The organism is Rhizobium sp. P1_B8, from assembly GCF_056406515.1.
The window spans coordinates 19,544-32,901 of sequence record NZ_JBFTZZ010000016.1; the positions used below are offsets into that span (position 1 = coordinate 19,544).

Genomic DNA, 13,358 nt, shown 5'->3' on the forward strand with positions numbered 1-13,358 from the left:
TTGAACGGTTCTCATCGCTGCTCGCCCGCCCTGAGCCTGCGCGCCGATTCCATTGCCGCCCCGAAAAAGCTAAGCTGGGAATCATGCCGGGAGCCCAGTCGCGATCCCGGTCACTCATCGACAGGGCAAGGTACGATCATGGCCGATTACCATTTGGAAGCAAGCTGGAGCCCGATCGAAGGCAGCTTTGGGCGCCTGACCTTCACGCTGTTCAATCTTTCGGCCGAGCCACTGTCGACATTCTTGCTCGCCTATACATCAGAGACGCGGGTTGCCGACAAACATGTCTGCGATGGCGGCAGCCTCAAGCGGCGGATCGCGCATTTCCATGAATTCCTGCCGCCCGAAGACCTGAGCGTGCCGCCCGGCGGGCGCTGGCGGTTCACCGTCGAGGGGCTGACCAGGGAGCCGAAACATAGGACGGCCGGCGTCAAATCGGCCTATCTGACACTCGGTGACGGGCGCCACGTTCCTGTCGGTTTCGGCGATCTCATGCTCGAAGGCCGAGATGGCGGCGTGGCCTTGCCGCTTCTGCCGCCGGGCCGGGCCGAGGAACCTTACTCGCTGCTGCCCTGGCCGCTGGCGCTCGGGCTGAAGGCGGGAGAGCTGCCGGTTATCCTTTATCCGGCCGAGCGGATGCGGCCCGATGCGGTCAAGGCGCTCTCGCTGGTTCTCGCGCTCTATCAGCGGCTCTATCCGGCCGACAATGTGCCGTTTTCCCTCAGTGCCGTCGAAGGCGGGCGGGCCATTCGTTTCGTCACCGAATCGTCGATCGCCGCCTTTGCCTACGAATTGCGTTTTACGGCACATGAGATCGTGCTTTCGAGTGCGGATGTCGCCGGGCGGCATTACGGGCTGATCAGCCTGGTGCAACTGCTGCACGGCGCCCGCGCCGATCCCGAGCGCTTCAAATTCCCCAATTTCGGCACGATCGCCGACCAGCCGCGTTATGACTGGCGCGGCTGCCATCTCGATGTGTCCAGGCAGTTCTATCCGGTGGCGGACGTCATGCGGCTGATGGATATTCTCGCCTGGAACAAGCTCAACATCTTCCATTGGCACCTGACGGATGACGAAGCGTGGCGGCTGGAGATCAAGGCCTATCCCGCGCTGACGGAGATCGGCGCCCGGCGCGGGCCGGATGAAGTGCTCGTGCCGCAGCTCGGCGACGGGGCGCAAACGCGCTCCGGCCACTACACGCAGGAGGACGCCAGACGGATCGTTGCGCATGCAGCCTCGCTGCATATCGAGGTAGTGCCGGAAATCGATATTCCGGGCCACAGCATGGCGACGCTGTTCTCGCTGCCCGAACTCGTCGACGGGCAGGAGGCGCCGGACAGTTACCGCTCGGTGCAGGGTTATCCGAACAACGCGCTCAATCCGGCGGTGCAATTCACCTATAAATTTCTCGGCAAGGTGTTCGACGAGATGGTGGCGCTGTTCCCCGGCGAATATCTTCATATCGGCGGCGACGAGGTGGCGCATGGCTCCTGGCTGTCCTCGCCGCTCTGCAAGGCACTGATGGAGCGGGAGAAACTTGCCGGCACCGCCGAGCTGCAATCCTATTTCCTGAAACGTATCAAAGCCATGCTGTCGGAACGCGGCAGGAAACTTGCCGGCTGGAACGAGGTCTCGCATGGCGGCGGCGTCGACCGCGACGGCACGCTGCTGATGGCCTGGGAAAAGCCCGCCGTCGGCATCGAGCTGGCACAGGAAGGCTACGACGTGGTGATGACGCCAGGGCAGGCCTATTATCTCGACATGGCGCAGGCTGAGGCCTGGGCCGAGCCCGGCGCCGCCTGGGCGGGCTACGCGCCGCCGGAACACACCTATGCTTACGAGGCCGAGGGCGAGTTGCCGGAGGCGCTGCAGGATAAGATGCGCGGCATCCAGGCCTGCATCTGGACCGAGAACTTCATCTCGCGCGCCTATTTCAACCGGCTGGTTTTTCCGCGTCTCCCGGCGGTCGCCGAGGCTGCCTGGACGCCTTCTGTGCGTAAGGACTGGGATCGCTTCGCCGCGATCGTGCGGATGTGGCCGGTGCTTTAAGGAATCGCAATTCCGGATGGAAAATCGCTTCGCACTTTTCGTGGAATTGCTTCAGGCCGTCTCGGCCTTCAGCCCCAAAAGCGCTGCGCCGATCAGGCCGGGTTCGATGCGGCATTCGCTGCGCACCACCAGTGGGCGATCGAACTTGCGCAGGATGCGGGCGCGCACGGCGTGGTCGAGTTCGGCAAGCAGCGGCTCGACATTGGAAAGCCCGCCGCCGACCGGTACGATGGTCGCGCCGGTGATGTTGATCGTCAGCGCCAAGGGCGAGGCGACGAGATCGACATAGACGTCGATCGTCCGTGTCGCCCTCTCCTCTCCACGGCGCCACTGAGCGATGATCTCCTCGCTGGCAAGGTCGAGATCGTGCAGCGTCTTGTGCAGTCGCTCCAGGCCGCGGGCGCCGCCGACAGTGTCGACGCAGCCCTGCTGGCCGCAGCCGCAGGCATAGGCGGGAATGGCCACAGGCGGATTGCCGGCCGCGGATGCGATGATCGGCCCGTGGCCCCATTCGCCGGCAAAGCCGCCGGCCTCGTTGACGAGGCGCCCGTCGGCAACCAGGCCGCCACCGACGCCGGTGCCGAGGATAGCGCCGAAGACGATGCGGTGGCCGCGGCCGGCGCCGAGACCGGCTTCGGCAATAGCGAAACAGTCGGCATCGTTGGCGATCAGCACAGGCAGGCCGAGTTCGGCTTCGAGATCGGCCGCGAGCGTGCGGTCGTGGATACAGGGAATGTTGGCGCAGATCAGGCGCTGCGTATCGGGATCGACAACGCCGGCGATGGAGAGGGCGATGCCGTTCGGCTGTTCGCCGGTTTCGGCGATGATGTCGCGCAGGGTCTCGACGAAAGCGGCAAAATCATCCCTGGGTGTCGGGCGGCGGCCGAGGGGAACGATGTCTGTCTCGGAACGAGCGATGCCACCCTTGATGGCGGTGCCACCGATGTCGAATGAAATGATCATTGCCACTCTGCCGTTTCTCTGGTCTCCCAGCGTCTGCTTGCATTGTTGGCGGGGAATTTCAAGCGCTCATTCGGCGGGGTGTCGCCGGCTTTAGGGCGTGCCGTGTGCCATCCCCTCTGTTCTGCAGGACATCTCTCCCGCAGGTCGAATAGGCGGACGGTACTCCGTCTTCCATTCCGTCATGGCAAGACGTTGGAGAAATCTGGTGATCCCCAGCCCATCGGCTCCGATCGCAACGGTAATTTCTAACCCCGCAAGTCATTCAATTGGCATATTGCATCGCCAGAATCCGGCCCTACACTTTCATAAACTGTCGGACCCACGACAATCGATACGAGAGAAAACAGTACCATCCGAAGACCACGTCCCAAAGGCCGCCGCCTCTCATCCATTTTGCGGCAGATGGCCGCCGACCACAGCCGCGAACGGATCTCGATCGGCGATCTATTCGACACGATGGGTGACAGGGCGATCAGCGCGTTGATGCTGATCTTCGCGCTTCCGAACGCCTTTCCTACTCCGCCGGGCACCTCGGCCGTGCTCGGGGCGCCATTGATCTTCCTGGCAGCGCAACTGACCTTCGGGCTGAAACCCTGGCTACCGAAGGTGATTGCCAACCGTTCGATGCGCCGGGAGGATTTCGAGACCATTGTCGGCCGCATCCACCGCTGGCTCGCCTGGGCCGAACGCATGCTGAAACCGCGGCTGGCGATCTTCGCCGAACCGCCGGCGGAATATCTGGCCGGGGCGGCATGCCTGCTGCTGTCGATCGTGCTGTTGCTGCCGGTCCCGCTCGGCAATATTCTGCCGGCGATCACGATCTCGGTCTTCGCTTTCGGCATATTGGGCCGTGACGGTCTTTTCGCGCTCATCGGCTTCGTGATGACGGCAGTGTCGCTCGTTATTGCCGGCGGGGTGATTTACGGTCTCGTGAAGGCAGCGATCTATCTCGTCCTGCGATGGCTTGCCTAAGCGGGGGTTTGCCCGAGTGAAGGCGGTTATTTGGCTGGGCTCCCTGCAACAGGCTCGACATTTGCCGGAATTTTGTTTTGATCTGGCGCGATACAGACTCAAATCATGTTCGGCGACGGCGCGCCGGCTCACTTTGCGCGGTAGGCATTAGATGGTAAAAAGATCCGAGACCCCTGCACGGCTCGACGATGCGGCGCGTGCCGGCTGGCTCTACTACGTCGCCGGGCGCACGCAGGACGAAATCGCCGCTGCGATGGGCATCTCGCGGCAATCGGCGCAGCGGCTGGTGTCGCTGGCGGTCGCCGAGCGCCTGATCAAGGTGCGGCTCGATCATCCGATCGCAGCCTGCCTGGAGCTCGGAAGTCAGCTGCGCCGTAAATTCGGGCTGAAACATGTGGAGGTGGTGCCGAGCGATCCCGCGTCGTCGTCGACGACGGTCGGTATCGCCGAGGCAGCGGCGGCCGAGATCGAGCGGTGGCTGAAACGGCCGGAGCCCATCGTACTCGCCATCGGTACCGGCCGCACCTTGAAGGCGGCGGTCGACCAGCTTCCGGCGATCGAATGTCCCAATCACCGCATCGTTTCGCTGACCGGCAATATCGCACCGGACGGATCGGCGGCCTATTACAACGTCATCTTCAGCATGGCCGATGCGGTGAAGGCACGACACTATCCGATGCCGCTGCCGGTGCTCGTCACCTCGGCGGAGGAGCGCGAGTTGCTGCATGGCCAACAGCTGGTGCGCTCGACGCTTAATATGAGCGCCCAGGCCGATGTCACCTTCGTCGGCATCGGCGAGCTCGGCATCGATGGGCCGCTCTGCGTCGACGGTTTTCTCGAGAAGGACGAGATGATGGAGCTGATGCGGGGGGGCGCTGTCGGCGAAATCTGCGGTTGGATCTTTGATGTCGATGGCAGGTTGATCGACAACCCGATCAACGAGCGCGTCGCGTCCGCGCCGATCCCATCCCGCGATGCATCGATGGTCATTGGGCTGGCCAAGGGCAAGCGCAAGTTCAAGGCGATCAGGGCCGCCGTTGTCGGCCATCAAATCAACGCTCTGATCACCGACGAAGAGACTGCTGAGTTTTTGCTCAAGAACTGAGCAAAAAATATTATATTTAAATCAATGGGATGACTATTGCCTTCGGCACTGCAGCAACGATTGCCGATTGACATTCTTTGTTGTTTGTTGAGTAATTGCCCATGAGCGAAGCGAATGCTCACACCCCATCTTCTGGGAGGAAGATTATGACATTGAGAACTTTTCTGCTGGGCGCCTGCTCAGCACTGGCGTTTGCCGGCATGGCTTCGGCCGAAACGCTGACGATCGCGACCGTGAACAACGGCGACATGATCCGGATGCAGAAGCTGACGGATGACTTCAAGGCGAAGAATCCCGGCATCGACCTTGAATGGGTAACCCTCGAAGAAAACGTGCTGCGCCAGAAGGTCACGACCGACATCGCGACCAAGGGCGGCCAGTACGACGTTCTGACGATCGGCACCTATGAAGTTCCGATCTGGGCAAAACAGGACTGGTTGCTGCCGCTCGACAATCTCGGCGCCAACTACGACGTCGACGACCTGCTGCCGGCAATCCGCAGCGGCCTGACTGTAGACGGCAAGCTCTATGCTGCGCCGTTCTATGGTGAAAGCTCGATGGTCATGTACCGCAAGGACCTGTTCGACGCTGCCGGCCTGAAGATGCCCGACGCGCCGACCTGGGACTTCGTCGCCGACGCTGCCCGCAAGATCACCAACAAGGACAAGGAAATCTACGGCATCTGCCTGCGCGGCAAGGCCGGCTGGGGCGAGAACATGGCCTTCCTGACGGCCATGTCCAATTCCTTCGGCGCACGCTGGTTTGACGAGAAGTGGAAGCCGCAGTTCGATCAGCCGGAATGGAAGGACACGCTCGACTTCTACGTCAAGCTGATGAAGGATGCCGGCCCTCCGGGCGCCTCCTCCAACGGCTTCAACGAGAACCTGGCGCTGTTCCAGACCGGCAAGTGCGGCATGTGGATCGACGCAACGGTTGCCGCTTCCTTCGTCGCCGATCCGAAGCAGTCGCAGGTCGCCGACAAGGTCGGCTTCGCGCTCGCCCCGGACAAGGGCCTCGGCAAGCGCGGCAACTGGCTCTGGGCCTGGAGCCTGGCCATCCCGGCAGGTACCCAGAAGGCCGAAGCTGCTGAGAAGTTCGTCGCCTGGGCAACCAGCAAGGAATACAGCAACCTCGTCGCCGAGAAGGAAGGCTGGCTGAACGCACCTCCGGGCACCCGCAAATCGCTCTATGCGAATGCGGACTACCAGAAAGCGGCTTCGTTCGCCAAGATGACGCTCGACTCGATCAACTCGGCCGATCCGACCAAGCCGACCGTCAAGCCGGTCCCCTATGTCGGCGTCCAGTTCGTGGCGATCCCGGAATTCCAGGGCATCGGCACGGCAGTGGGCCAGCAGTTCTCCGCAGCTCTTGCCGGCCAGCTTTCGGTCGACCAGGCCCTGCAGAGCGCCCAGCAGCTGGCAACCCGCGAAATGACCAAAGCCGGCTACATTAAATAAAACCTCCTGAGCAAGAGGCGGATCCTTGACAATCCGCCCCTCTGGGTCGCCGATTGCCCGAACTGCATCGGCGGCCTCTTTTTTCAACCAAAGCTGCCTTGCGGCCGCTCCCCGCTTCCGTCCAGATCGGTGATTGCCATGGCAACGTTACATACCCGCTCCGCCGCGCGCCTGATGATTGCGCCCTCCGTGCTGCTGCTGTTTGCGTGGATGATCGTCCCGCTTGTGATGACGATCTATTTCTCGCTGCTGAACTACAATCTGCTCAGCCCCGGCATGGAGAGCTTCGTCGGCTTTCTGAACTACGAATACTTCCTGTCCGACCCGGCCTTCTTTGCGGCGCTGATCAATACGTTGTTGCTCGTCGCCGGTGTGTTGCTGATCACCGTCATCGGCGGCATCGCCTTTGCGCTGCTGCTCGACCAGCCGATGTACGGCCAGGGCATCGTGCGCATTCTGGTGATCGCGCCGTTCTTCGTCATGCCGACGGTGGCAGCACTGGTCTGGAAGAATATGTTCATGAACCCGGTCAACGGCCTGTTCGCGCATCTTGCCAAGGCGCTCGGCCTGCAGCCGATCGACTGGCTGGCGAACGCGCCGCTGTTTTCCGTCATTCTGATCGTCGCCTGGCAGTGGCTGCCCTTTGCTACCCTCATCATGCTGACCGCGCTGCAGTCGCTCGACGAGGAGCAGAAGGAAGCCTCCGAAATGGACGGCGCCGGGCCGATCTCGAAGTTCATCTACATCATCCTGCCGCATATGGCGCGTGCCATCACCGTGGTGATCCTGATCCAGACGATCTTCCTGCTTTCGGTCTTTGCCGAAATCCTCGTCACCACCAATGGCGGGCCGGGCACCGACAGCACCAACCTTACCTATCTCGTCTATGCCCAGGCGCTGCTGCAGTTCGATATCGGCGGGGCATCGGCCGGCGGTATCGTGGCTGTTATCCTCGCCAATATCGTCGCGATCTTCCTCGTGCGCCTCGTCGGCAAGAATCTGGAGGCTTGAGATGGCCAGAAAAGTCACAACGCAGCGCAAGCTCATCGTCACCGCGATCGCCTGGACGCTCGGCATCCTGATCTTCTTCCCGATTCTCTGGACGTTTCTGACCAGCTTCAAATCGGAAGCCGACGCCATCGCCTCGCCGCCGCAATTCCTGTTCTTCCACTGGACGACGGAAAACTACGCCGAGGTGCAGAGCCGGTCGAACTATCTCAGCCACTTCATGAACTCGGTGATCATCTCCTTCGGCTCGACGCTGATCGGCCTGATCATCGCTATTCCCGCCGCCTGGGCGATGGCGTTTTCGCCGACCAAGCGGACCAAGGACGTGCTGATGTGGATGCTGTCGACCAAGATGATGCCACCTGTGGGCGCGCTGATCCCGATCTACCTGCTGTTTCGCAATTCGGGTCTGCTCGACACGCGCACCGGCCTCGTCATCGTGCTGACGCTGATCAACCTGCCGATCATCGTCTGGATGCTCTATACCTACTTCAAGGAAATCCCCGGCGAGATCCTCGAAGCGGCGCGCATGGATGGGGCGTCGCTGATGAAGGAGATCGTCTACGTGCTGACGCCGATGGCGGTGCCCGGCATTGCCTCGACGCTGCTTTTGAACATCATCCTTGCCTGGAACGAGGCGTTCTGGACGCTCAACCTCACCGCCTCGAAGGCGGCGCCGCTGACGGCCTTCATCGCCTCCTATTCCAGCCCCGAGGGCCTGTTTTACGCCAAGCTGTCGGCGGCATCGACGATGGCGATCGCGCCGATCCTGATCCTTGGCTGGTTCAGCCAGAAACAACTCGTCCGCGGCCTGACCTTCGGCGCTGTGAAATAACATAAAAGGGAGAGAAACATGGGCAGCATTACCCTTCAGAAGGTTTCCAAGGTCTTCGGCGAAGCCAAGGTCATCCCTTCGATCGATCTCGACATCAAGGACGGCGAGTTCGTCGTCTTCGTCGGCCCGTCGGGCTGCGGCAAGTCCACGCTGCTCCGGCTGATCGCCGGGCTCGAGGATGTCTCCGGCGGTAAGATCGTCATCGACGGCAGGGACGCCACCGAAAAGGCGCCGTCTGAGCGCGGCCTTGCCATGGTGTTCCAGTCCTATGCGCTTTATCCGCATATGAGCGTGCGCAACAACATCGCCTTCCCGCTGAAGATGGCTGGCGTCGACAAGGCGGAGATCGACCGCAAGGTGAGCGATGCCGCCCGGGTGCTGAACCTCACCGATTATCTCGAACGCAAGCCGCGTCAGCTGTCCGGCGGCCAGCGCCAGCGCGTGGCGATCGGTCGCGCCATCGTGCGCCAGCCTTCGGCCTTCCTGTTCGACGAACCGCTGTCGAACCTCGATGCGGCGCTGCGTGTCAACATGCGCCTCGAAATCAGCGAGTTGCACCAGCAGCTGAAGACGACGATGGTCTATGTCACCCACGACCAGGTCGAGGCGATGACCATGGCCGACAAGATCGTCGTCTTGAACAGGGGCAATATCGAGCAGGTCGGCTCGCCGCTCGAACTCTACAGCCGCCCCCGCAACCTCTTCGTCGCCGGCTTCATCGGATCGCCGAAGATGAACTTCATCACAGGCCAACACGCCGCCGCGCTGAATGCACATACCATCGGCGTCCGGCCCGAACATGTGCTGTTGTCGATGGAGAGCGGCGATTGGAAGGGCAGGGTCGTGGTCGCCGAACATCTCGGTTCCGACACCTTCCTGCATATTGATGCCGATGGCATCGGCATGGTGACGGCGCGCGGTAGCGGCGACTTCCCGGCCAAAGCGGGAGACACGGTCTTCCTGACGCCGGACCGTTCGCGTATTCACAAATTCAACGAGGGCGGCCTTGCCATCTGAGGCAGGCGGCCGGGCTGGGGGCAGGCATGCGAGCCGGACGATGGCGCCCGGCCGTTTCCGGTAGACCTTCAAGAGGACTGAAACATGACGTGCAAATTATCGCTGGCAACACTTTCGGATGTGGCGCGCACTGCCGCCATCCCTGGATATGACAGGGCATCGCTGAAAGCCGGCATCGTGCACTTCGGCGTCGGCAATTTCCACCGTGCCCACCAGGCGATCTATCTCGACGATCTCTTCAACGCCGGCACGGATCACGACTGGGCGATCGTCGGTGCCGGTGTACTGCCGTCGGATGCCGCCATGCGCGAAAAGCTCGCGGCGCAGGATTTCCTGACGACAGTGGTCGAACAGGACAACAACAAGACGGCGGCGCGCGTCACGGCACCGATGATTGACATTCTGCCGGTCGGCGATGCCGCTGCGATCATCGCCAAGCTTGCCGATCCCGACATCCGCATCGTCTCGATGACGATCACCGAGGGCGGCTATTTCATCGACGCATCAGGCACATTCAATCCGACCCATCCGGCGATCGCCGCCGACGGACAAAATCCCCACGCGCCGAAGACAGTGTTCGGCCTGATCGTCGCCGGCCTGAAAGCGCGCAAGGACAGGGGCATCGGTCCCTTCACCGTCATGTCCTGCGACAACATTCCCCATAATGGCGTCGTCACCGCCAATGCCGTCGTCGGCACGGCGGCACTTTCGGACCCTGCCTTTGCCGACTGGATCCGGGCGAATGTCGCCTTCCCGAACGGCATGGTCGACCGCATCACGCCGGCGACCAGCCAGCGCGAGGTCGATTTCCTCCGGGACAATTTCCAGATCGAGGACAGTTGGCCGGTCTATTGCGAGGAATTCAAGCAATGGGTGCTCGAGGATAAGTTCACGGCTGGCCGGCCGGCGCTGGAAAAGGTCGGCGTCACCTTCGTCCCCGATGTCACGCCCTACGAGCACATGAAGATCCGCATCCTCAACGGCGGGCATGCCGCGATCGCCTATCCGGCGGCGTTGATGGACATTCATTTCGTTCATGATTCCATGGAAGACCCGCTGATCCGCGCCTTCCTTGCCAAGCTCGAGAAAGACGAGATCATCCCGATCGTGCCGCCGGTGCCGAACACGTCGCTGACGGATTATTTCGCCCTGATCGAACATCGCCTGCTCAATCCGAAGATTGCGGATACCATTCCGCGGCTGGCGCAGGACGGCTCCAACCGCCAGCCGAAATTCATCCTGCCGTCGACGCTCGACAATCTGCGTCAGGGCAGGGACGTCGTCGGCCTGGCGCTGGTTTCAGCTCTCTGGTGCCGCTATTTCGCCGGCAAGTCCGACAGCGGCAAGGATATCGTCTTCAACGATGCGAGCGCAGAGCGCCTGCATGCGGCGGCGCTGAAAGCCAAGGACGACCCGTCGGCCTTCCTCGTCTTCGACGATATTTTCGGCGAAGTGGCGAAATCCGAACTTTTCCGCAAGCGTTTCGCTTATGCTCTCAAAACCCTGTGGGAAAAGGGCACGCGGGAGACGCTGCAGCTCTATCTCGACGGCAAGCTCGCAGTGTAAGGAATCCGGATGGCGGTATCTGCTGCCGCCATTCGTCCGGCCTTGCGAGTGACGCGGGACGGTAACGCGTCCGAATTGAACTCAGGTTGGGTCTTCCATGGCTGATGCTGAAACACGGCTGGTCATCTTCGATTGCGATGGCGTACTCGTTGACAGCGAGCCGATCTCGATCAGCGTGCTCGTCGGGGCGATGAACGATCTCGGCGTCTCGATCACCGAGGACCAGGCTTATGAGCGTTTTCTCGGCCGCAGCCTGTCTACTCTCATCGATACGCTGGAAACCGAATTCAACGTTCATGCCGGCGAGGAATTCCTCGAGCGTATCCGCACCGATCTCTACGCCCGTTTTCGCACGGAACTGAAGCCGATCGAGGGTATCGCCGCGACGATCGACGGGCTTGGCCTTCCCTGTTGCGTTGCCTCGTCGAGCCAGATGGAGCGAATCCGGCTGTCGCTGTCGGTGACCGGACTTCTCGACAAACTGCCCGACATCTTCAGCGCGACGATGGTCAAGCGCGGCAAACCGGCGCCTGATCTCTTCCTGCATGCGGCGCGTGAAATGCAGGTCGAGCCTGCTCATTGCCTTGTCGTTGAAGACAGCCCGGCCGGCGTTGCCGCCGCCAAGGCGGCAGGCATGACGGTCTTCGCCTTCACCGGCGGATCACACGCCAACTTCGCCGGATACCGTGCCGAACTCGACCGCCTTTCGCCGGAAGTGGTGTTTGACGCCATGCCGGATTTGATACACCTTGTCCGCAACCATAAGCTGGACGGGACCAAGACTTGATGCGTGATCATGTGGTTGCGGTAGATATCGGCACGGGCAGTGCGCGCGCCGGCGTCTTCGATGCACGTGGCCGACTGCTCGCCAAGGCGGAGCATCCGATCGTGATGAACCGGCCGCGCGAAAACCATGCCGAGCACGATTCCGAAGATATCTGGTCGGCCGCCTGCATGGCAGTGCGCAGGGCGATGGAGCAATCCGGCATCGCCGCCGCCTCGGTCGGAGCGATCGGCTTCGACGCCACCTGTTCGCTCGTCGTCCGTGACGTCGAGGGCCGGCAGCTCAGCGTTTCCACAGGCGGGGAGAGGCGTTTCGACACGATCGTCTGGCTCGACCATCGGGCGCTGAAGGAAGCCGATTTCTGCACGGCGACGCAGCATAGAGTGCTCGAACATTCCGGCCACGTGATGTCGCCGGAAATGGAGATGCCGAAGCTGATGTGGCTGAAGAAGAAGCTGCCCGCCACATGGGAAAAGGCCGGCTACTTCTTCGATCTCGCCGATTTCATGACATGGAAATCGACCGGATCGCCCGCCCGCTCGCGCTGCACGCTGACGGCGAAATGGAACTATCTCGCCCATCTCGAAAAGGGCTGGCAGCAGGATTTCCTGGAACGGATCGGCCTTGAGGACCTTCAGGCGCGCGGCCACCTGCCGGATGAGACCACGCCTGTCGGAGACAACGTCGGCCGGCTGACGCAGGAAGCGGCGGAAGCGCTGGGGCTGACGACGGACTGCCATGTCGCTGCCGGGATGATCGACGCCTATGCCGGCGCACTCGGCGCGCTCGGCGGCTACGCCGCCGATCCTGTCAAACGCGAGCACCAGCTGGCGCTGATTGCCGGCACGTCGAGCTGCATCGTTACCTTCTCGCGGGAACGTAAGCCGAGCCATGGCATGTGGGGTCCCTATTACGAGGCTGTCTTCCCGCAGTCCTGGCTGGTGGAGGCCGGGCAATCGGCGACCGGCGCGTTGCTCGACCACATCGTGCGCATGCATGCGGCCGGTGGCGAGCCGACGGCAGCGCTGCATCAGAAGATCGTCGCGCGTATCGCGGAATTGCGGGCTGAGGAGGGCGATGACTTCGGTGCGCGGATCTTCGTGCTGCCGGATTTCCATGGCAACCGTTCGCCGCTCGCCGATCCGCACGCCGTCGGCGTCGTCAGCGGGCTGACCCTTGATACGTCCTTCGACGGGCTCTGCGCGCTCTATTGGCGGTCTGCGGTGGGGATTGCGCTCGGCATCCGCCATATCCTGGAAATGATGAAGGAATACGGCTACATGCCCGATACGCTGCATATTGCCGGCGGGCATGTGAAGAACCCGGTGCTGATGGAGCTTTATAGCGATGCGACTGGCTGCAAGGTCGTGGTGCCGAGGATGAACGAGGCGGTGCTGCTCGGCACCGCGATCGCAGCATCCGTCGCCTGCGGCTTGTACAAGGATCTGGCGGCGGCCGGCGAGGCGATGTATCCGGGCGGCGACGAACGGCTTCCCGACAAGGCCAAGCAGGCGCTTTACGACCGCGACTACCGCCGTCTTCTCGCCATGCACCGGCACCGCGCCGAACTGGAAACGATGCAATAGACGCCGCCTATGCACT

Annotated in this window: 11 protein-coding genes; 10 read left to right on the forward strand and 1 reads right to left on the reverse strand. The window is 62.1% G+C overall.

Annotated elements, in window-relative coordinates; genetic code table 11:
- Positions 1-138: 138 nt before the first annotated feature.
- Positions 139-2,049 carry a beta-N-acetylhexosaminidase gene (locus tag AC1D2N_RS19475; RefSeq protein ID WP_130759056.1) on the forward strand — a complete coding sequence of 637 codons (1,911 nt, stop codon included), beginning with the start codon at positions 139-141 and terminating at the stop codon, positions 2,047-2,049.
- A gap of 51 nt (positions 2,050-2,100) precedes the next feature.
- Here AC1D2N_RS19475 and AC1D2N_RS19480 read toward each other — a convergent pair whose 3' ends face one another.
- The gene (locus tag AC1D2N_RS19480) at positions 2,101-3,012 is read right to left on the reverse strand and encodes an ROK family protein (RefSeq protein ID WP_130759055.1); all 912 of its coding nucleotides are present in this window, start codon (positions 3,010-3,012) and stop codon (positions 2,101-2,103) included.
- Between the two features lie 393 nt (positions 3,013-3,405).
- Between AC1D2N_RS19480 and AC1D2N_RS19485 the strand changes: the two genes are divergently transcribed.
- The 9 genes from AC1D2N_RS19485 to AC1D2N_RS19525 all read left to right on the forward strand — a co-directional run bounded on the left by AC1D2N_RS19485 (position 3,406) and on the right by AC1D2N_RS19525 (position 13,342).
- Positions 3,406-3,984: an exopolysaccharide biosynthesis protein gene (locus AC1D2N_RS19485; RefSeq protein ID WP_026230768.1), complete on the forward strand. Its 579-nt coding sequence runs from the start codon at positions 3,406-3,408 to the stop codon at positions 3,982-3,984.
- 151 nt (positions 3,985-4,135) lie between these two features.
- On the forward strand, positions 4,136-5,089 hold the full coding sequence (locus tag AC1D2N_RS19490; RefSeq protein ID WP_018072680.1) for a sugar-binding transcriptional regulator: 954 nt from the start codon (positions 4,136-4,138) through the stop codon (positions 5,087-5,089).
- 146 nt (positions 5,090-5,235) lie between these two features.
- Positions 5,236-6,546, forward strand: a complete 1,311-nt coding sequence (locus AC1D2N_RS19495) for an ABC transporter substrate-binding protein (RefSeq protein ID WP_477981798.1) — start codon at positions 5,236-5,238, stop codon at positions 6,544-6,546.
- A gap of 138 nt (positions 6,547-6,684) precedes the next feature.
- Positions 6,685-7,557 carry a carbohydrate ABC transporter permease gene (locus AC1D2N_RS19500; RefSeq protein ID WP_018243661.1) on the forward strand — a complete coding sequence of 291 codons (873 nt, stop codon included), beginning with the start codon at positions 6,685-6,687 and terminating at the stop codon, positions 7,555-7,557.
- 1 nt (position 7,558) lies between these two features.
- Complete coding sequence (locus tag AC1D2N_RS19505; RefSeq protein WP_018072683.1) at positions 7,559-8,389, forward strand: carbohydrate ABC transporter permease; 831 nt, start codon at positions 7,559-7,561, stop codon at positions 8,387-8,389.
- 18 nt (positions 8,390-8,407) lie between these two features.
- Positions 8,408-9,406: an ABC transporter ATP-binding protein gene (locus AC1D2N_RS19510; RefSeq protein WP_018445985.1), complete on the forward strand. Its 999-nt coding sequence runs from the start codon at positions 8,408-8,410 to the stop codon at positions 9,404-9,406.
- A gap of 84 nt (positions 9,407-9,490) precedes the next feature.
- Positions 9,491-10,972, forward strand: a complete 1,482-nt coding sequence (locus AC1D2N_RS19515; protein ID WP_130759053.1) for a mannitol dehydrogenase family protein — start codon at positions 9,491-9,493, stop codon at positions 10,970-10,972.
- Positions 10,973-11,069: 97 nt separating this feature from the next.
- On the forward strand, positions 11,070-11,759 hold the full coding sequence (locus tag AC1D2N_RS19520; protein ID WP_018243658.1) for an HAD family hydrolase: 690 nt from the start codon (positions 11,070-11,072) through the stop codon (positions 11,757-11,759).
- Positions 11,759-13,342: an FGGY-family carbohydrate kinase gene (locus tag AC1D2N_RS19525; protein ID WP_018445987.1), complete on the forward strand. Its 1,584-nt coding sequence runs from the start codon at positions 11,759-11,761 to the stop codon at positions 13,340-13,342. The genes AC1D2N_RS19520 and AC1D2N_RS19525 overlap by 1 nt, the downstream gene beginning before the upstream one ends.
- The last annotated feature ends 16 nt before the right edge of the window (positions 13,343-13,358 follow it).